The 18,530-nt window shown below is 56.8% G+C and carries 20 protein-coding genes; 9 read left to right on the plus strand and 11 right to left on the minus strand.

The genetic code is table 11. The features are described from left to right. Positions 1–7 precede the first annotated feature (7 nt). Positions 8–613 (minus strand): imidazoleglycerol-phosphate dehydratase HisB, encoded by a 606-nt coding sequence (hisB, locus tag K1W69_RS14130; RefSeq protein WP_220228965.1) that lies wholly within the window; start codon positions 611–613, stop codon positions 8–10. Positions 614–792: 179 nt separating this feature from the next. Between hisB and hslV the strand changes: the two genes are divergently transcribed. The 3 genes from hslV to K1W69_RS14145 all read left to right on the plus strand — a co-directional run bounded on the left by hslV (position 793) and on the right by K1W69_RS14145 (position 3,843). After that, positions 793–1,371, plus strand: a complete 579-nt coding sequence (gene hslV / locus K1W69_RS14135) for an ATP-dependent protease subunit HslV (RefSeq protein ID WP_220228966.1) — start codon at positions 793–795, stop codon at positions 1,369–1,371. Positions 1,372–1,426: 55 nt separating this feature from the next. Further along, on the plus strand, positions 1,427–2,734 hold the full coding sequence (gene hslU, locus K1W69_RS14140) for an ATP-dependent protease ATPase subunit HslU (RefSeq protein ID WP_220228967.1): 1,308 nt from the start codon (positions 1,427–1,429) through the stop codon (positions 2,732–2,734). A 152-nt stretch (positions 2,735–2,886) separates the two neighbouring features. Next, positions 2,887–3,843, plus strand: a complete 957-nt coding sequence (locus tag K1W69_RS14145) for a DUF1402 family protein (protein ID WP_220229354.1) — start codon at positions 2,887–2,889, stop codon at positions 3,841–3,843. Between the two features lie 5 nt (positions 3,844–3,848). On the opposite strand, the gene K1W69_RS14150 is transcribed toward K1W69_RS14145, so the two are convergent. The 4 genes from K1W69_RS14150 to K1W69_RS14165 form a co-directional block, all read right to left on the minus strand. Next, complete coding sequence (locus tag K1W69_RS14150; protein ID WP_220228968.1) at positions 3,849–4,220, minus strand: helix-turn-helix domain-containing protein; 372 nt, start codon at positions 4,218–4,220, stop codon at positions 3,849–3,851. Then, complete coding sequence (locus K1W69_RS14155) at positions 4,217–4,756, minus strand: Smr/MutS family protein (protein WP_220228969.1); 540 nt, start codon at positions 4,754–4,756, stop codon at positions 4,217–4,219. The genes K1W69_RS14150 and K1W69_RS14155 overlap by 4 nt, the downstream gene beginning before the upstream one ends. Then, entirely contained in the window at positions 4,756–5,850 is a 1,095-nt protein-coding gene (mltA, locus tag K1W69_RS14160; RefSeq protein ID WP_220229355.1) for a murein transglycosylase A, read from the minus strand. Before mltA ends, K1W69_RS14155 begins: the two co-directional genes overlap by 1 nt. Before the next feature lie 81 nt (positions 5,851–5,931). Continuing rightward, positions 5,932–6,633 (minus strand): Tim44/TimA family putative adaptor protein, encoded by a 702-nt coding sequence (locus K1W69_RS14165; protein ID WP_220228970.1) that lies wholly within the window; start codon positions 6,631–6,633, stop codon positions 5,932–5,934. Between the two features lie 264 nt (positions 6,634–6,897). On the opposite strand from K1W69_RS14165, the gene K1W69_RS14170 reads away from it, so the two are divergent. Both K1W69_RS14170 and secB read left to right on the plus strand, forming a co-directional pair. Next, positions 6,898–7,395: an FxsA family protein gene (locus K1W69_RS14170; RefSeq protein WP_220228971.1), complete on the plus strand. Its 498-nt coding sequence runs from the start codon at positions 6,898–6,900 to the stop codon at positions 7,393–7,395. A 139-nt stretch (positions 7,396–7,534) separates the two neighbouring features. Beyond that, positions 7,535–8,065 (plus strand): protein-export chaperone SecB, encoded by a 531-nt coding sequence (secB, locus tag K1W69_RS14175; protein WP_220228972.1) that lies wholly within the window; start codon positions 7,535–7,537, stop codon positions 8,063–8,065. 12 nt (positions 8,066–8,077) lie between these two features. On the opposite strand, the gene dnaQ is transcribed toward secB, so the two are convergent. Genes dnaQ through K1W69_RS14200 form a run of 5 tightly spaced genes read right to left on the minus strand, consistent with a single transcriptional unit; the run spans position 8,078 to position 11,650 of the window. Next, positions 8,078–8,776 carry a DNA polymerase III subunit epsilon gene (gene dnaQ / locus K1W69_RS14180; RefSeq protein WP_220229356.1) on the minus strand — a complete coding sequence of 233 codons (699 nt, stop codon included), beginning with the start codon at positions 8,774–8,776 and terminating at the stop codon, positions 8,078–8,080. A 4-nt stretch (positions 8,777–8,780) separates the two neighbouring features. Continuing rightward, positions 8,781–9,377, minus strand: coding sequence for a dephospho-CoA kinase (gene coaE, locus K1W69_RS14185; RefSeq protein ID WP_220228973.1), 597 nt, complete (start codon positions 9,375–9,377; stop codon positions 8,781–8,783). Then, complete coding sequence (locus K1W69_RS14190; RefSeq protein ID WP_220228974.1) at positions 9,374–10,219, minus strand: shikimate dehydrogenase; 846 nt, start codon at positions 10,217–10,219, stop codon at positions 9,374–9,376. The genes coaE and K1W69_RS14190 overlap by 4 nt, the downstream gene beginning before the upstream one ends. Continuing rightward, positions 10,212–10,811: a Maf-like protein gene (locus tag K1W69_RS14195; protein WP_220228975.1), complete on the minus strand. Its 600-nt coding sequence runs from the start codon at positions 10,809–10,811 to the stop codon at positions 10,212–10,214. The genes K1W69_RS14190 and K1W69_RS14195 overlap by 8 nt, the downstream gene beginning before the upstream one ends. Positions 10,812–10,828: 17 nt before the next feature. After that, positions 10,829–11,650: a pyruvate, water dikinase regulatory protein gene (locus K1W69_RS14200; RefSeq protein ID WP_220228976.1), complete on the minus strand. Its 822-nt coding sequence runs from the start codon at positions 11,648–11,650 to the stop codon at positions 10,829–10,831. 404 nt (positions 11,651–12,054) lie between these two features. Between K1W69_RS14200 and hemE the strand changes: the two genes are divergently transcribed. The 3 genes from hemE to rho all read left to right on the plus strand — a co-directional run bounded on the left by hemE (position 12,055) and on the right by rho (position 15,099). Beyond that, positions 12,055–13,080, plus strand: coding sequence for a uroporphyrinogen decarboxylase (gene hemE, locus K1W69_RS14205; protein ID WP_220228977.1), 1,026 nt, complete (start codon positions 12,055–12,057; stop codon positions 13,078–13,080). A gap of 38 nt (positions 13,081–13,118) precedes the next feature. Next, complete coding sequence (gene hemJ, locus K1W69_RS14210; protein WP_220228978.1) at positions 13,119–13,646, plus strand: protoporphyrinogen oxidase HemJ; 528 nt, start codon at positions 13,119–13,121, stop codon at positions 13,644–13,646. 187 nt (positions 13,647–13,833) lie between these two features. Next, positions 13,834–15,099, plus strand: coding sequence for a transcription termination factor Rho (gene rho / locus K1W69_RS14215; RefSeq protein WP_220228979.1), 1,266 nt, complete (start codon positions 13,834–13,836; stop codon positions 15,097–15,099). Here the strand turns inward: rho and K1W69_RS14220 are convergent. Next, the gene (locus K1W69_RS14220) at positions 15,085–17,142 is read right to left on the minus strand and encodes a thioredoxin domain-containing protein (protein ID WP_258571038.1); all 2,058 of its coding nucleotides are present in this window, start codon (positions 17,140–17,142) and stop codon (positions 15,085–15,087) included. The two genes, rho and K1W69_RS14220, sit on opposite strands and share 15 nt — an antisense overlap. On the opposite strand from K1W69_RS14220, the gene mnmE reads away from it, so the two are divergent. Beyond that, positions 17,142–18,467, plus strand: a complete 1,326-nt coding sequence (gene mnmE, locus K1W69_RS14225) for a tRNA uridine-5-carboxymethylaminomethyl(34) synthesis GTPase MnmE (RefSeq protein ID WP_220228980.1) — start codon at positions 17,142–17,144, stop codon at positions 18,465–18,467. The genes K1W69_RS14220 and mnmE overlap by 1 nt on opposite strands. Positions 18,468–18,530 lie beyond the last annotated feature (63 nt).

The following is an 18,530-nucleotide window of genomic DNA, read 5'->3' on the forward strand; positions in this document are numbered from 1 at the left end:
TTTCGACCTAACCCAGCGTTCCCTTGGTAGAGGGAATACGGTCCTTCTGGCGGCTGTCGATCCCGATGGCCGTCCGGAGCACCCGGGCGACCGATTTGAAACATGTTTCGGCGATGTGATGACTGTTGGCGCCGTAATGGTTCATGATGTGCAGCGTTATGCCGGCGTTCTGGGCGAACGCCTGAAAGAATTCCCGGCAGAGCTCGGTGTCGAACGCGCCGATTTTCTGAGTCGGAAAATCCACGTTCCAGATCAGATAGGGGCGGCCCGAAACATCCACCGCCGCCTTGGTCAGCGTTTCGTCCATGGCGAGGTCAAGCGACGCGTAACGGGTAATGCCGCGCCGGTCTCCAAGCGCTTTTGCAAGCGCCAGGCCGAGCACGATACCGGTGTCCTCCACACAATGGTGATCGTCGATGTGCAGGTCGCCCTTGGCTTCGATCTGCATGTCGATCAACGAATGCCGGGACAATTGTTCGAGCATATGGTCAAAAAAACCGATCCCGGTCGAGATCTTCGATGCGCCGGCGCCGTCGAGATCGATCGTGACGGAAATCGATGTCTCATTGGTGTTGCGTTCAATTTGCGCGGCTCTTGCCTGACCGTTGTCCAAAGCACTGCCTCACCTGGTTGATAATGAACGCTGCATATCAGGGCGTGAGAAAAATATCCAGAAAAGCATCATGCAGCGCACACGAATCGAGGAGGACGATTTGCAAAGACGGCCGAGCCCCTTACATAGGGACTTCTGCACCGGTGCAAAATCCGGATTCGACACGAGGAAAGGCTTTGATGAGCGAACACGATCCATACGGCGTCATGCACGCCACGACGATCATCACTGTGCGCAAGGGCAATCAGGTGGTTATGGCCGGCGACGGGCAGGTGAGCCTTGGCCAGACCGTCATGAAAGGCAACGCCCGCAAGGTTCGCCGCCTCCGTTCCGGCAAGTCCGGCGAAGCAGACGTTCTTGCAGGGTTCGCCGGCGCGACGGCGGACGCCTTTACCCTGCTTGAACGACTGGAATCAAAGCTGGAGCAATATCCAGGGCAGCTCATGCGGGCCTGCGTGGAACTGGCGAAGGACTGGCGCACCGACCGTTATCTGCGACGGCTCGAAGCCATGATGCTGGTGGCGGATCCGGGCACGACGCTGGCGCTGACCGGCACCGGCGACGTGCTGGAGCCGGAACATGGCACAATGGCGATCGGCTCGGGCGGAAACTATGCCTATGCAGCAGCGCGCGCGCTGATGGACACCGACAATTCGGCCGAGGACATCGCGCGCAAGGCCATGCGGATTGCCAGCGAAATCTGCGTTTACACCAACGACAGCATCATCGTCGAAACCCTCGAGAACACCGCGGGCTAAGTCCAGGGCTCGCTGCGAACACCCACACAGAAGATCAAGACCAGGTCCAGTACATATGACAACCTACTCACCGCGCGAGATCGTCTCCGAGCTCGACCGTTACATCATAGGCCAGAAAGACGCCAAGCGAGCCGTCGCCGTGGCGCTTCGTAATCGCTGGCGCCGCCAGCAGCTGTCCGACAGCCTGCGCGACGAAGTTATGCCGAAGAACATTCTGATGATCGGCCCGACCGGCGTCGGAAAGACGGAGATCTCGCGTCGGCTGGCGCGGCTTGCGGGCGCGCCCTTCATCAAGGTTGAAGCCACCAAATTCACCGAAGTCGGCTATGTCGGCCGCGACGTCGAACAGATTATTCGTGATCTGGTGGAAGTGGGCATTTCTCTCGTGAAGGACAAGAAGCGCGAAGAGGTCAAGGCGAAGGCCCATCTCAACGCCGAGGAACGGGTGCTCGACGCGCTTGTCGGATCCACGGCGTCGCCTTCGACGCGGGACTCGTTCCGCAAGAAGCTTCGCGACGGTCTTCTCGACGACAAGGAAATCGAGATCGAGGTGGCCGACACAGGCTCCGGAATGCCGAATTTCGAAATTCCCGGCATGCCGGGCGCCAATATCGGCGTCCTGAACATCTCCGAGATGCTCGGCAAGGCCATGGGTCAGTCGACCCGCAAGATCCGCACCACGGTCAAGGAGTCCTACAGCCAGCTGATCTCCGATGAATCGGAAAAGCTGCTGGATCAGGACCAGATCCACCAGGAAGCGCTGCGCATCGTCCAGAATGACGGGATCGTCTTTCTGGACGAGATCGACAAGATCGCGGCGCGCGACGGCGGCATGGGCGCGGGCGTTTCGCGAGAAGGTGTTCAGCGGGATCTTTTGCCGCTGGTGGAAGGCACGACGGTTGCGACCAAATACGGTCAGGTCAAGACAGACCATATCCTGTTCATCGCTTCAGGCGCCTTCCATGTCTCGAAACCGTCCGACCTGCTGCCGGAACTGCAGGGCCGTTTGCCAATCCGCGTCGAGCTGCGCGCGCTGACGAAGGAGGATTTCCGGCGCATCCTGACCGAAACTGAAGCAAGCCTCATCAAGCAGTATGTCGCCCTGATGAAAACAGAGGACGTGACGCTGTCCTACACCGAAGACGCGATCGATGCGCTTGCCGACGTCGCCGTCGAACTGAACGACAGCGTGGAGAACATTGGAGCGCGGCGGCTTCAGACGGTCATGGAACGGGTTCTCGACGACATTTCCTTCGAAGCGCCCGACAAAGCCGGCAGCGAGTTCACAATCGATGCGGACTATGTTCGAAAACATGTCGGCGATCTCGCCAAGGACGCCGATCTTTCACGTTACATCCTGTGACTTTTCGGCATCGGTCGCGACAATATATTAGGTTGGTAAAACGGATAATCCTTTGAGACGGTCCCTCAATACTCGACTTTTTGAATTTTGGTCTTAAAAGTTGCTCTGTCTATTACTTCTTTCGGAGGCCTGTCGCATTGTCCTTGCCGAAAATGGCAACCATGCTTCTTGCAATCGTTATTGCCGCGCTGGCGACGACAGGCGCCAGCGGTAAAACGATTGTCGTGCCCGAGGGCAACAGGCACGCCAGCCAGCCCAAGGTTCCGGGCGCCTCGATCAAGCGCACGCGCGACACCCGCTCCACCTTCGATCGCAAATATGACAAGATTCTCGACCTTTTGCAGCGAGACCGAAAGCTGCGCGCCAAGATCAATTCGACGGCGGCGCAGTACGGGATCGATCCAATTCATATCGTTGGGGCGCTGGTCGGCGAACATACCTACAATGTCGACGCCTATGACCGCCTGCAATCTTACTACATAAAAGCCATGGCCTACGCCACGGGCGGGCTGTCCTTCTCCTACAACCGCATGGACGTGGATGAATTCGTCAATCTGCCCGAATTCGACAAATGCCGCTCCTTTTCAAGTTCCTTTGACCTGTGGACCTGTCGCGAGGCCGTTTGGGAAAAATCCTTCAAAAACCGCACGGTGCGCGGGGTCCGTTATCCGAACGACCGCTTCAGCGCTGTCTTCTTCCAGCCGTTTTACGCCGGTCAGACCTTTGGCCTCGGACAGCTCAATCCGCTGACTGCGCTTATGCACACCGACATGGTCAATCGCGTATCCGGCTACAGGAAGCTGTCCCACCGGGACGGGGAGGACGTCTACAAGGCGATTATGAATCCGGACATGTCGCTTGCCTATGTGGCGGCGGCTCTACGCCATTCCATCGACGCCTATCGCGATATTGCGGGTCTGGACATATCCGGCAATCCCGGCATTACCGCCACGCTGTACAATGTCGGAAATCCGGATGATCGGGCGAGAGTGCTCGCCCGTCGGAACCGCGACCGCAAGGCGCGTGGCCAAAGCCTTTTGATGCCGCAGGAAAATTACTATGGCTGGCTGGTCAATGATCGCATCGACGATTTAAGAGCGCTTTTCTGAACCGGCTATCGCGGAACGTCCGGCGACCGCGTCTCGAGAAGAGACAGCATTTCGCGTATGTCGGCTTCGTCCAGTTTGCCGATGTCGCTTGCAAGCCGGTTGGCGAGCCGGGTAGCGTCGACAGAAAGACCTGACGTATCCACCACAATGCGTGGATGTGAAACGGAAGCCAGCTTCTGAAGTTCTTCTGCTTCGTCCCAGATGACGTTGAAATAGCCGATGATGCGCTGCAGAAGCTCCCAGCTCGGTTGTCCGCGATGGCCATGCTCAAGGGCTGACACATAGGCCGGGGTTACGCCGATGGCCGCCGCCATCGTCTTTTGCGAGATACCGCGCTTTCTGCGCATGTCGCGAAGCGCCTGACCGAAGGGAGTCACCGGCTTTTCTCTTTTCTTTTCAACCTGATATAGAGTGCGCCCTCGCCACCGTGTCCACGCGCTGCAGGCTGGACGCCAGAGGCGAGACCAGCAAATTCCGGCATTGTGAGCCACAACGGAACGACCCTGCGCAAAATGCCGTCGCCGTCATTGGACCGGCCCTTGCCGGTAATGACCAGCACATGGCGAAGCCCTTTTTCCCTGGCGTCGTGCAAAAACCGGCGCAGCAGATGGTGCGCCTGGCTTTGGGTGAGTCCATGGAGATCGATCGTTGCTTCAATGGGCACGCGTCCGCGCGACAGTTTGCGATAGACGCTGCGGTCGATCGGCTGAAGGTCTGGCGAGTGCGGCGGCTGAACGGCTGAGCTTGCGCGCATTGGCGCACTCGCCTTTTTCCGCGGCGTAGCGGGAGCCGCCTCGGGCTCGTTTGCAACATCGGCCACCGATTTGCCGGGATAAGCCCTTACCGTGCGCGCCACCCGGTTCCAGAGCACCCTGTCCTCGTCGCTGAGACTGCTCTTCCTGTCCCGCGCCATCACCGATACCGCCCCGCTGCGACCTTCGGCGCGAGCATGTAAAACACTGCCTGGTGATTGACCGATCCCGCAAGTTCTCCGGCCTTCTCACCGGATCCGACAAAAATATCGCCGCGGGCAGGACCTACAATCGCCGACCCGGTGTCCTGCGCAAGCATCAGCCGCCTGAACGGCGCGCCCGTGAGGTGTGTAAGTTCCGGCGCGCTGATGAAGAAGGGCGTTGCGAAAGTGTGCAGACGCCGGTCGACGGCGAGAGAATGCATGGCGGTCAGCGGCGTCTTGGCTGCTGCGATGGGCCCCGCAGACGGGTCATAAACCAGCGCTTCGCGGAAGAAGATACAGGACCGGTTGCGCCACAATATATCCTCGATACGATCAGGATGCCGGTCGAACCAGTCGCGTATTGCCGTCATCGTGGCTTCACCCGGACGGAAGACGCCAAGCGCAAGCAATTCCTTGCCAATCGATGTGTATGGGTGCCCTGTCTTTGCTGCATAGGTGATGCGCTTGACGGAGCCGTCCGGAAATTTCAGGCGCGCTGAGCCCTGGACATGAATGAAAAAGACGTCGACGCGGCTTTCAGCCCAGGCGATCTCGAGGCCGCGATTGTCAAGAAATCCCTCGTCGATTTGCCGGCGATCAGGATATTCGACAATCAGATCGCCCATTCTTCTTCCAAAGGGGAAGGCGGCGTCCATATCGCGAGGGCGGTTGGTCGCGTCGAGATCGACGAGATCGTCAGGACGGCGATAGAACGGATAACGGAAACGATCGGTTCTGTGCGGTGAAACCTCGATTTCCGGCTCGTAATAGCCGGTCACATGGCCGGGCGCATCGATGCGGAAAACCTCGAACCGATCCTCAAAAAACCGACGCGCGGCTAGTCCGCTTAAAGCGCCGGCCGATTGAGCGTCATCAAAAATGGACCGAAAATCTTCAACGGCAAGACCGAATGCGCCAGTGCGATAGGGCTTGACGGCAGACGTATAGCAGGCGCACCGCCGCAGACCGTCGAGAACTGGCCCAGGATCGCCGTCCTCCCAGCCTGGCAGATCGCAATACTCTACGGATGTCAGGGCCGTTGGCATGTCCATTTCCCGAGCAGCCGGAAATTGCGTCATGCCGTTGGCGCTCCATTATCGGATCCGTTCGCTAAAGCGTCGGGATTTCGGCTCTCAGTCTTCCGACTCCGTCGCGATCAGCTTCCAGTTCGGATCGCGCGAACCGGTGTCGCGCGCGAACGTCCACACATCGTTGACCTCACCCACATTCTCAGGGTCGCCATCAATGACGTCACCCTGCTTGTCGTAGGTGGCCGAAATGAGCTGGGACGAGATCCGCATCGTCACGCTGGCCTCTCGGCCTTTCATTTCGGCGCTAACGATATCCGCCTTTCCGATGCCGACAAAGGTCGATTTGACGGTTTCGGAGCGTGATTCGCGATCCTTGATCGCCTCGACAAAGCCGTCATAGACCTCCTTCGACAAAAGCGACCGCAGGGCTTTCCGGTCACCCTCGGCAAAGGCTGTGATGATCATCTCGTAGGCGGTTTTAGCGCCATGGATAAACTCTTTCGGATCGAAAGTCGGGTCGGCTGTAACGATTGACCTCAAGCCTTCGTTCAGTTCAGTGCCCGGTTTGGCGTAAGCGTCGACGCTGGTGAATTTCTCTTCCACGCGCGTCTCGCCCTCGCGGCGCGGCAGTGTGATAACCTTGCCGTTGTCCGAATCGGCGACAGGTTTTTCCGCATTGCGCGCGCTGTAGGGATCGAAAGGCGGCCTTTCGCTGCCGGTGCGCCGGCCAAGCACATTTCGAAGCTGCAGGAAGATGATCACTGCCGCCACGAGAAAAAAGATAGTTACAAAGTCAAAATCCATCGTACTTGGTACCAGTCATTCAGACAGTTCGCTGCGCGCCAACTTTCATAAAACATATAATCCTTCGGCATGCATCATTCAAATCGGGATCGCATCAACTTGCTGCAATTCGATCGCCGTCAGGGTTAACGTCGGGCGACAGCTGAGCGTTCCCTACCGAAAAAGGAGCGGCGTACCTATATTGCTCGTCGGATACGGCCGGCTTTCATTTCCGGACCGCGATCTGTAACCTTGCGTCAAAACAAGGCTGTCATACGGAGATTCATGCCCTTTTCCATTATTCCCATTTTGCTGCTCGCTATACCGCTTGCGGAAATCGCAGCCTTTATCCTCATAGGACGCGAGATAGGCGTTTTGTGGACGCTTGCAATGGTGTTCTTCACTGCAGTGCTCGGCTCCATATTGTTGCGCGTCCAGGGACTGGGTCTGATCGCCCGCATTCGCGCCGAAACAGAGGCCGGGCGCGTGCCTGGCCGCGAACTCGTTCACGGCGTGATGATCCTGGTCGCTGGCATATTGTTGCTGACTCCCGGTTTCATCACCGATGCGCTTGGTTTTCTTCTATTCGTTCCCGCGATCCGGGACGCCGGCTGGCGAATGATCCGCAGCCGCATCACCATTATGGCTCCCGGCGGCATGAAGCCTGGCGGCGACTATCGGAATGATCCGCGGTCAGGAAAAAACCCCAAGGGATCGATCGATCTCGACGAAAGCGAATATGAACGCGATCCGGATCCGGATTCGCCTTGGTCCGATCGCTGATCACACGGATAGCGCCGTCTGTTTCCGGAGGTCTCGACAAACGCGGCCTTTTTTGTTGTAAGCGCCCGAATGAAATGTTAGCCAGTGGCCGCAAAAGGAACCGGTCCGGCTCCGATCGATCTAACCCAAGGACAGATGAATGGCCGACACTCCCAGTCAGACAGGAACTGGAAATCCGCAGAATCCCGCTGGCGCTGCGCCCGGCAACGGAAAAGCGCCGACGCTCAATGTGCTGGCGCAATACATCAAGGACCTCTCCTTCGAGAATCCGAACGCGCCCCAGTCGCTGATCCAGAAGAAACAGAATCCGAACATCTCCATCAATGTGAACGTGAACGCCAATCCGGTTGCTGAAAAAGACTATGACGTCGTTCTGACGCTTTCCGCCGAGGCAAAGACTGAAGATTCGGTCATGTTCAATGTTGAGTTGACCTATGGCGGCGTATTCCGGATCGACGGTTTCCCGCAGGAACACATGCTGCCGCTGCTCTTCATCGAATGCCCGCGGCTGCTGTTTCCGTTCGCGCGGCAGATCATCGGCGACGCGACCCGCAATGGCGGCTTCCCGCCGCTCATGATCGACCCGATCGACTTCGCCCAGATGTTCGCAAAGCGCATGGCCGAAGAACAGGCGAAGGGACAGGTTCAGCCTCCGGCGGCCGCCAACTAACCTGATTCGAATTCAGTTGTAATGAATTGTCCAGAGGGCCTTGTCGCCAAGGCCCTCGACGAGTTTGTCGTGAGCGGCCTGCTCCGATTCGGTCAATCGTCGCGGCAGGGGCTCCGGACGGGAGCCGACTTCGCCTGACAGCGTGACTGCGCTCTGATCCTCGCTCGCCGATCGAACATCCACAAGCCCGAGCGCCGCCTGGCGGCCGCCATTCATCTCGATGTAGACTTCTGCCAGCAGTTCCGCATCGAGCAGCGCGCCATGCTTGGTGCGGCGCGAATTGTCTATTCCGTATCGCCTGCACAATGCATCGAGCGAATTCGGGCCCATCGGATGACGTCGGCGCGCCAGCGCGAGCGTATCCACGACCCGTCCCGGATCAACGGGCGGCCGTCCAATCCGTGCAAACTCCGCATTGAAAAAGCCGATATCGAAGGATGCGTTGTGGGCGACCAGTTTTGCGCCGTCGAACAGATTTTCCATATCGTCGACGATCTGGTCGAAGGTTGGCTTGTCCGCAAGGAATTCGTCGGTGATGCCATGGACCGCCAGCGCTTCGGGGTGCACCTTGCGGCCGCCGGCGTTGATATAGACGTGGAAAGTGCGGCCAGTTGGAAACTTGTTGAGCAGTTCGACCCCGCCGATCTCGATGACGCGATCATGTTCGCTATCGATTCCGGTCGTTTCAGTGTCGAAGATGATTTCGCGCAGTTCCTCAGCCATCCGTGCCTTCCGCCAGTAATTGCGCCAGAACCTGGTCGACCTGTTCTTCCGAATCCGCAAAGGTTCCGGAGGTATCGATCACATAGTCCGCGCGACGCCGTTTCTCCGCATCCGGAGTCTGCCGGGATTTGATCGCCTCGAATTTCTCTTCCGTCATTCCGGGGCGCGCCAGAACCCGTTCTCTCTGGATGGCCTCATCGCAAGTGACGACGAGAACGCGATCCACGCTTGCATCGCCGCCCGTTTCAAAAAGCAACGGAATATCCAGGATGACAAGTCGAGCGCCGTCACGTCTGGCGCTTTCAACAAATTTTTCGCGCTCTTCATGCACCAGCGGATGGACGATTGCTTCAAGCCGTTTCATCGCGTCTTCATTGCCGAGCACAAAGCGCGACAGGACGTCACGGTCGACCACGCCATCGATCACTGAACCCGGAAACGCGGCTTCAATCAGCGGCGCGGCCCTGCCCGCATAGATTTTGTGCACGATTTCGTCCGCGCTGATCAGCGGTACGCCGCGATCGGCGAACATGCCGCCAATTGTCGTCTTCCCCATCCCGATGGACCCGGTCAATCCCAGCAGGATCATTCTTGCCGCTCCAGATCTTTTACGATCATCGCTTTCAACTCTTCTGTCACCTCGGGTCGCTTGCCAAACCATTTCTCGAAGCCAGGCGCCGCCTGATGCAGAAGCATGCCCAGACCGTCGACTGTTCGCAATCCGAGCTTTGAAGCCTGCTCCAGCACCGGCGTTTGCAAGGGAACGTAGACAATATCGGTGACAACCGCATCGGCCGCCAGCCGGTCGAGATAGAGCGGAGGCAGCGGGTTCTCGCCCGACATGCCGAGCGACGTCGTGTTTACGAACAGATCCGCCTGTTCGACCACCTCCTTCAAAGCGGGCAGCGGATGGGCGAAGACGGCGTCGCCAAACCGGTCCGCGAGCTCACGCGCGCGCTCCAGGGTGCGGTTGACGACGTGAATTGTGGTGAAGCCACTGTCGCGGACCGTCTGGATCACCGCGCGACTGGCGCCGCCGGCGCCTAAAATTGCAGCGGTTTTTCCCGCCTTCCAGCCGGGCGCGGCCTGGTCGAGATTGGCCGCGAAACCATAGCCGTCCGTATTCATCGCGCAGAGCCTGCCGTCTTCCATCCACATAGTGTTGCTTGCGCCGAGTTCCGTGGCCAATTCATCAGCGAAATCAGCCATGCGAAAGGCCGCTTCCTTATGCGGTATGGTTACGTTGCCGCCGATGAAACCGGTGCGGCCGGCCGCGAGATCCTGCAGAAATTGCGCAAACGCTTCCGGTCTGACCTCGATAGCGTCATAGCCACCGTCGATCCGGTAGAGTTCAAGCCAGTATCTGTGAATCATCGGAGAGCGTGAATGGGCAACCGGAAAACCGGCCACGAACGCCAGCGGCTTAGCCATCTATGACGCCCAGCTTGAGGAGTTCGCCGAGCAAGGGCAGCATCGGCAGACCGACAATTGTGAAAAAGTCGCCCTCGATCTTCCGGAACAATCGTACGCCCGGCCCTTCAATCTGGTAGCCGCCAACACTCGACAACGCCTTGTCGCCGACCATGGACAGATATCGTCCAACATAGGCCGGATCGAGCGGGCGCATGGTCAAATGGGCCGTTCCGACATGTCGCCAAAGCACGGCGCCGTCCCTCGCCAGCACCACTGCGCTGTTAAGAGCATGCGTCTTGCCGGCGAGCTTCAGGATCTGCCGCGCAGCGGCGTCCATGTCATCAGGTTTGTAGAAAACCTCATCATCCAGCGAAAGCGTCTGATCCGCGCCGATGACGATGGCTCCAGGATTTCGCGCGCTGACTTCCAGCGCCTTTGCTTCCGCAAGCACTTGCGCGATATCGGCGGGCGTGGCGCCGCTTTCTTTCAGTGGCTCTTCCGCCGCCCGTTCGTCGATATCGGCGGGCGCAACGTCGAACTCCAGTCCTGCGTCGTCCAGCAATTTCTTGCGGTGGGGACTTGCGGAAGCCAGAATGAGTGTGTCGGACATGGTTCCTCCTTGTCGGTTTATCGCGCGCCGACCTTCAATGCGATGATTGCAGCGGCGGTTTCTTCGATGGACCGTCTGCTAACGTCTATCACGGGCCAGTTGTTGCGGGCGCAGATGGTTCTGGCGTGCTTGAGCTCCTCGGCAATGACAAGCCTGTCGACATAGTCGGCGCCGCTATAACCGCCGGTCGATCCGAGAACGCGGTTCTTGCGGACTTCCGCTATCCTGTCGGAAGAAGCGACGAGGCCGACGATCAGGGGATGCTTTGCCTTTTCCAAAGACGCCGGCAAAGCGCTGTTGCGAACGATCGGCACGTTGATTGTCTTGTAGCCGCGATTGGCGAGATAAATGCTCGTGGGCGTTTTCGACGTTCTGCTGATGCCGACAAGCACGATGTCCGCCTCTTCGATATCGGCAGGCAACTGACCGTCATCATGCTCCATGGTGAAGTTGAGCGCTTCCATGCGGCGGAAATAGCTCGCATTCAGCGAATGCTGTGCGCCAACCCGATGTTTGGAAGGCGGTCCGAGGTAGGATTCGAACAACGTAATGACGGGATCCAGCACGGAAATGCATGGCACGCCCATATCCCGGCAGCGCTCGTCTATCACGTTGGAGATTTCCGGATCGACCACTGTGTAAAGGACAATTCCGGGCGCGCCGTCGATTGTATCCAGGATGGCGTCGAGCTGTCGGCGCGTCCGGACCATCGGATGGACATGCTCCAGGGCGCGCGTATTCTTGAACTGTGCGGCGGCTGCGCGGCCAACCGTCAGCAATGTTTCGCCGGTCGAATCGGAGATCAGGTGAAGATGGAAATAGTTTTTTTGTTGATCCACATGATTCACCGGGTGCTGTTGATTGCTGTGCGTGAACTCGACCTAGTACCGGGGTCCGTCTCAATGCAAGGGAAAACCGGTGTGTTTTTCCACATCGGCGTTGCATCGTGGTCAATCCGGCATTGGTTTCGGGAAAGCGGGAAAAAACCTGGTTGTTATTGCTTAATCCACAGCTTGTTTTTTTGGTCTTGGAGAAACAGCTAACTCAACTCATTGAATTAATAAGATTACGGAAATTTTAACCACAATTCTCACTATAGGATTGGAGACGATTTCGACGCTCTGTGAATTGTCCGTTATCTGTGAACACGTCGCGGTATTCCACTAATCCTTGAAACCCACCGACTCATAGAATTAGAAGACCTTTTAAGGAATCTATTTTTTTATTGGAGAAAGGATCCAGCGTGGATGAATCCCGCAAAGTGCTCAGGGTTCTGAACGGAGAGACGGTGTTTCCGCCTCCTGTATGGCTGATGCGTCAGGCCGGCAGATATCTTCCGGAGTACAGGCAGGTTCGGAAGCAAGCCAAAGGCTTTCTTCATCTGTGTTACACACCGGAACTGGCTGTCGAAGTGACGATGCAACCCATTAGTCGTTTCGGGTTTGATGCGGCGATCCTGTTTTCCGACATACTCGTTATTCCAGACGCACTGGATCGCAATGTGCGCTTTGAAGAGGGTCGGGGACCTTTGATGACGCCGATAGACGCTGAAGGCGTCGCCAGACTTGATGGCTCCGGATTTCTCGACCATCTGGCGCCGGTTATGGAAACTGTCAGCCGTTTGCGTTCTGATTTGCCGGATGAAACGACGCTGCTGGGTTTTTGTGGCGCTCCCTGGACGGTTGCGACCTATATGATCGCCGGGCACGGCACGCCGGATCAGGCGCCGGCGCGGCGCTTCGCCTATGAGCATCCGGAAGCTTTCGATGCGCTGATCGATCTTCTCGCTGATCTGTCGGCTGATTATCTTTGCGCGCAGATTGAAGCGGGCGCCGACGCCGTGCAGATCTTCGATTCCTGGGCGGGCGTTCTGGGAGAGGTTGAATTCGAGCGGTATTGCGCAGCGCCAGTCGCAAAGATCATTCGCCGCGTTCGTGAAAGACATGCACAGGCGAAAATTATCGCTTTCGCAAAAGGCGCTGGTCTGTTGCTCGAAAATTATCGACGTCGCGTCGGATCGGACGCCGTCGGTCTGGACTGGACCGTGCCCCTTTCTTTTGCAAAGAAGCTGCAGGTGGAGGGAGCAGTCCAGGGCAATCTGGATCCGGTGCGTGTCGTCGCAGGCGGAAAAGCGCTGGATGAAGGCGTGGACAAGATCCTTTCAGAACTTGGAGAGGGTCCGCTGATCTTCAATCTTGGCCATGGGATAACGCCGGACGCCGATCCCGCCCATGTTTCGCAGCTGGTGAAGCGCATTCGCAATGCGTGAGTTCGATTTCGGCGCATAAGCGGTAGAGGCGCAAATCCATGAGCGAAGTAAAAGATGGCGAGAAAGCCTCCATTCGGGCGCGTGTAGCGATTGCTTGCCTCATAGTGGTCGTCGCCGGGCTGATGATCTGGAACCCGCCTGAGCTCTTTCTATGGATCAAGGCGGTTCACGTCATCGCAGTAATCTCCTGGATGGCCGGGCTCGTCTATTTGCCGCGCCTGTTCGTCTATCACTCTGAAAGTGAACCGGGTTCGGATAAATCGGAAACCTTCAAGGTGATGGAGGACCGTCTGTTCCGGATCATCATGCGCCCGGCCATGGTGATTTCCTGGGCGCTTGGACTTTGGCTCGCCTGGCAAGGTTTCGGTTTTGTCGGTTGGTGGCTGTGGTTGAAAATAGCCGCGGTCTTTGCGCTTACCGGCGCCCATGAATATTTTGGCGCTGCGCTGAAAGCGTTTGCAACGGATCGAAGAGAAAAGACGGCGCGTTACTGGCGCATGATGAACGAAGTTCCTACATTGTTGATGATCTTTATCGTCATCATGGTGATCGTGAAACCCTTTTGAGGGCTTGCCGTTTACCCTAAAATATGCGAGAGGCGATGGAGAAAAGGCTGAAATGCGTGTTTCACGTGAATCGCCTGGACCCAATTTCCCCCCACTTGGCATGCCGGCCAGCATTGACTGCTGTCGCGGAAAGCAATCCGAAACATCCGTTTTCACATGCCACCCAACGACATGATCGTGGAACCCCATGCAAGAAATGAAGCTTCAAGAGCTCAAGAACAAGAACCCGACCGAACTCCTGGAATTCGCCGACGGGCTGGAAGTCGAGAATTCAAGCACGATGCGCAAGCAGGAGCTGATGTTCGCGATCCTGAAAAAGCTAGCATCGCAGGATATCGAAATCATCGGCGAAGGCGTCGTCGAAATATTGCAGGACGGCTTCGGCTTCCTCAGATCGGCCAACGCCAACTATCTGCCTGGTCCTGACGATATCTACATTTCCCCGTCGCAGATACGTCGTTTCTCCCTGAAGACCGGCGACACGGTGGAGGGCCCGATTCGTGGTCCAAAGGAAGGCGAACGCTATTTCGCGCTCCTCAAGGTCAATACGATCAATTTCGAAGACCCTGAGAAAATTCGCCACAAGACCCACTTCGACAATCTGACGCCGCTTTATCCCGATGAGCGGTTCAAGATGGAGCATGACGATCCGACAAGAAAGGATCTTTCGGCGCGTGTGATTGATCTCATCGCGCCGCTCGGCAAGGGACAGCGCGGTTTGATTGTGGCGCCTCCCAGGACCGGTAAGACGGTGCTGCTCCAGAATATCGCCCACTCGATCACCGCAAATCATCCGGAATGCTACCTGATCGTTCTTCTCATCGACGAACGTCCGGAAGAAGTGACGGACATGCAGCGTTCGGTCAACGGCGAGGTGGTTTCCTCGACCTTTGACGAACCGGCCGCCCGCCACGTTCAGGTTGCAGAAATGGTCATAGAAAAAGCCAAGCGCCTCGTGGAGCATGGCCGTGACGTCGTTATACTGCTGGATTCGATCACCCGCCTCGGTCGCGCCTACAACACGGTTGTTCCCTCATCGGGCAAGGTGCTGACCGGTGGTGTCGACGCTAACGCGTTGCAGCGGCCGAAGCGTTTCTTTGGCGCCGCCCGTAACATCGAAGAGGGTGGCTCTCTGACGATCATCGCCACGGCGCTCATCGATACGGGCAGCCGCATGGACGAAGTCATCTTCGAAGAGTTCAAGGGAACGGGCAACTCTGAAATCGTGCTCGACCGCAAGGTTGCGGACAAGCGTATCTTCCCGGCCATGGACATCCTCAAATCGGGCACGCGCAAGGAAGACCTGCTGGTTCCAAAGCAAGACCTGCAGAAGATATTCGTTCTGCGTCGTATTCTTGCGCCGATGGGAACCACGGACGCAATCGAATTCCTGATCGACAAACTCAAGCAGACGAAGAACAACGGCGATTTCTTCGACTCAATGAACACCTGACGATTCTGGCGGCGAGAGCAGCGCCGCCAGTTCCTCAACTGTCTCGACTGGAGGCAGGCAAACAGCGCCTTTGCACAAATAGGCCCGGCCCGATCCTTCGCCGGATTCATAAACAGCGTCCGCGGGCAAAAATTCCTGTGCGTCCGTTTCATCCATTAGGGTGATATCCATTCGGGAAGGATCTGGCTGGCCGATTATCAAATCGACTATTTGTTTAGTCGGATTCAAGACGATCAGTTTTCTGGGTTCTAGCGCCGTTGCTATAGCGTTAACGATACCACTGGCGGCGAGCGGCGTTGTCCTTACGCGTCCCCAACTGGCTGCTGCGCTGTACGTGGTCCGGAGCGTCAGTTCGGGGTCGTTTGTTAGGCAGGCCAGACGCGCCAGCCCTTCAATGATCTGCGCGCTGGCGGACGGCATGGCGTCGTCGTGTTCATGACGCGCCCTCAGCAGGATGTCGTTGCAATCGCTGGCGGAATAGAAATAACCCCCCTCTCCATCGCTGTACCACTCTTCGAGTATATCGGCCCATCGTCGAGCGTCTTCGATATAGCGGCCTTTGTTGGTGCAGAGATAAAGGCTTGTCGCTGCGTTGATCATGGCACCGTAATCCGACGCTAAAGCTGGCCAGGTCATCGCGCTTTCCCGCCAGGCGTGGGCGAGGCGTCCGTCGTTGTCACTCATTGATTCGGAAACGAAATCATATGCGTTTTCAGCCAGACGCAGATATCGGGCGTCCGACAGAGTTCGAGATGCTTCAGCCAGCGCCCGAATTACCAATCCGTTCCAGTCCGCGAGAACCTTGTCGTCGCGTTCCGGCCGGACCCTTTCTTCGCGGGCCTGGAAAAGTTTTTTTCGCGCGAAAGATAGCCGAAGTATCTCCTCTGTAGTCGGAGCCTCGGCGTCCGGCTTCAGATTGGGAATATTCTTACCTTCCCAGTTCCCGGCGGTCGTAATGTCGTAGCGGTCGCAAAACAGGTCGGTGTCTGTTCCGAGAACTGTATCCACTTCCTCTTTTCTCCAGACATAGTATCGGCCTTCCTCGCCCTCGCTGTCAGCGTCGAGGCTGGAAGAAAAACCGCCGTTCGGTAGCAGCATCTCGCGTTCAAGCCAATCGACGGTTTCCTCGATTCGGCTGCGAAACAGATCCTCTTCAGTTTGTGCATAAGCCCAAATCAAGCTGCGGATAAGTTGTGCATTATCATAGAGCATTTTTTCGAAATGCGGTACGAGCCACGCATTGTCGACGGCATAGCGAGAAAGGCCGCCTCCTATATGGTCGTAAATGCCTCCATTGATCATGGCTTTTATCCAATGGAGGGCGGCGTCTCGAGAAGCTGTGGCGCCGTTGGTTCTCCAGTTGCGCCATAATGTCTCCAGCATTGTGGCGTTGGGGAATTTGGGAGACTGGCCGATACCACCGTGGCGGGCGTCGTAAATGGACAATATCCCCTTCGACTGATTGGCCAACACTTCTCTGTCGGGAGATTCGGGCGATGTACTTGCTGAAAACTGTTGTTTGAGATGCTTGCCGATCGCTTCGGCATTGCGTTCAATCTTGTCGGGATCATTGCGATAGAGTTCTGAAATGGTCTTGAGCACAGTCACAAATCCCGGGCGACCGAAGTTCGCTGTTTTTGGAAAGTATGTGCCACCCCAGAATGGCTCGCCCTTGCTGTTCAGAAACATCGTCAAAGGCCAGCCGCCTTGCTCTCCAGTCGCTTGCAGGGCCGCCATATAGATCTGATCAATATCGCTGCGTTCTTCCCGATCAACCTTGATATTGACGAAGAGTTCATTCATCACTGCTGCTGTTTCGTCATCCTCGAAGCTCTCATGCGCCATGACATGGCACCAGTGGCAAGCGGCGTATCCAATGGATAAAAGAATTGGTTTCCCTGATTTCTCTGCCTCCTCCAAAGCTTCTGCGCCCCACATCTGCCAGTGAACAGGGTTGTCGCTGTGCTGACGCAAATAGGGACTTGCGGATTGGTGTAGGACGTTCTTTAACATCACGGCTCCGAATACTGGCTTGATGGTCAATGACGGCTCCTGACTATAGAGATACGATTTTTGCCTTGTCGAGTGGTCCGCCGCCATCCGGGGTGGCCGTTATTCGAATATCCGGCCCGGACGTCCGATTCGCTCTCGAAACAATGACCGGCGCAGCGCCCGACGCACGCCGCGCCGTCCTTGCAAATATTTGTGATCGTAGTGGCAAGATTATTGATCGCGGACTTATTATATATTTTCCCGGCCCGCATTCCTTTACCGGGGAAGATTGTGCGGAGTTTCAAATCCACGGCGGAATGGCTGTCATTAGCTCAATGCTAGCGGCCCTGTCTGCTTTGCCAGGATTACGCAGTGCTGAGCCGGGAGAATTCTCCCGTAGGGCATTTGATAACGGGAAAATGGATCTCACAGCAGTTGAGGGTCTTGCGGATCTTATTGCCGCCGAGACGGAAGCGCAGCGAAAAATGGCGCTTGAGCAGTCAACGGGTTCGCTCCTGGAAATCTATCGCCGCTGGCGCAACGAACTTATTCGCATACGCGCAATGATCGAGGCGGATTTCGATTTCTCCGATGAAGAAGATGTGCCTGGCTCTGTTGTGCAATCGATTTGGACCAATGTCAGTGCTTTGAGAGACGAAATCGGGCGTCATCTCGAAGACGCCCGAGCCGGCGAGATTATTCGTAGCGGATACCGTGTGGCGATTGTCGGCGCACCGAACGCTGGTAAGTCGAGTCTGCTTAACGCGCTAACGAAAAGGGACGTCGCCATCGTGTCGGACGAAGCCGGGACGACGAGGGATGTTTTGGAGGTGCGCCTGGATCTCAATGGATATAGCGTCATTCTATTCGATACTGCTGGAATACGTGAAGGTGCTGGCGCGGTCGAGGAAGAAGGTATTCGCAGGGCCAAGGCGACCGCTGCATCCGCGGATCTCGTCCTCGAACTCAGAGAACCCGGCGCAGAAAAACAGTTGGTTGATATCGAACCAGATCGCCATCTCCTGGTCGCTTCCAAATCTGATTTGGGAAATGGAGGAGCAGCCTATGGCTATGATTGTGAAGTATCAGTGCGAACGGATCACGGCCTCGATGCGCTTATAAACCTACTGGCTGTACGCGTCTCATCATCAACAGCGTCTACATCGCCGCTGTTGCCGAACCGTCAGCGCCACAGAGAATATCTGCAAAGATGCCTTTATGCTTTGGATGAGGCGCTCATTTATCTGGAAACGCCGTTAGAAATGCGGGCTGAGTTATTGAGAAATGCCGGGGACATGATAGGGCGTTTGACCGGGGCAATCGATACGGAAGACCTTCTCGATGTAATTTTCTCGGAGTTTTGCATCGGCAAATAAGTGTCGGTTGGGTAATGACTTGCATCGCATTCACTCTTATATACGGTCCGTTCCAGACATAAA

Source organism: Flavimaribacter sediminis (assembly GCF_019492055.1).
Lineage (GTDB): Bacteria > Pseudomonadota > Alphaproteobacteria > Rhizobiales > Rhizobiaceae > Flavimaribacter > Flavimaribacter sediminis.

Coding starts and splice junctions, on each gene's coding strand:
- coaE (WP_220228973.1), bottom strand. CDS start 9,377: ATGATCCTGCTGGGATTGACCGGGTCCATCGGGATGGGGAAGACGACA.
- hslU (WP_220228967.1), top strand. CDS start 1,427: ATGACAACCTACTCACCGCGCGAGATCGTCTCCGAGCTCGACCGTTAC.
- K1W69_RS14165 (WP_220228970.1), bottom strand. CDS start 6,633: ATGGATTTTGACTTTGTAACTATCTTTTTTCTCGTGGCGGCAGTGATC.
- hemJ (WP_220228978.1), top strand. CDS start 13,119: ATGAGCGAAGTAAAAGATGGCGAGAAAGCCTCCATTCGGGCGCGTGTA.
- rho (WP_220228979.1), top strand. CDS start 13,834: ATGCAAGAAATGAAGCTTCAAGAGCTCAAGAACAAGAACCCGACCGAA.
- mltA (WP_220229355.1), bottom strand. CDS start 5,850: ATGGACATGCCAACGGCCCTGACATCCGTAGAGTATTGCGATCTGCCA.
- K1W69_RS14190 (WP_220228974.1), bottom strand. CDS start 10,219: ATGGCTAAGCCGCTGGCGTTCGTGGCCGGTTTTCCGGTTGCCCATTCA.
- K1W69_RS14195 (WP_220228975.1), bottom strand. CDS start 10,811: ATGTCCGACACACTCATTCTGGCTTCCGCAAGTCCCCACCGCAAGAAA.
- secB (WP_220228972.1), top strand. CDS start 7,535: ATGGCCGACACTCCCAGTCAGACAGGAACTGGAAATCCGCAGAATCCC.
- K1W69_RS14170 (WP_220228971.1), top strand. CDS start 6,898: ATGCCCTTTTCCATTATTCCCATTTTGCTGCTCGCTATACCGCTTGCG.
- K1W69_RS14155 (WP_220228969.1), bottom strand. CDS start 4,756: ATGGCGCGGGACAGGAAGAGCAGTCTCAGCGACGAGGACAGGGTGCTC.
- mnmE (WP_220228980.1), top strand. CDS start 17,142: ATGACGGCTCCTGACTATAGAGATACGATTTTTGCCTTGTCGAGTGGT.
- K1W69_RS14145 (WP_220229354.1), top strand. CDS start 2,887: ATGGCAACCATGCTTCTTGCAATCGTTATTGCCGCGCTGGCGACGACA.
- hslV (WP_220228966.1), top strand. CDS start 793: ATGAGCGAACACGATCCATACGGCGTCATGCACGCCACGACGATCATC.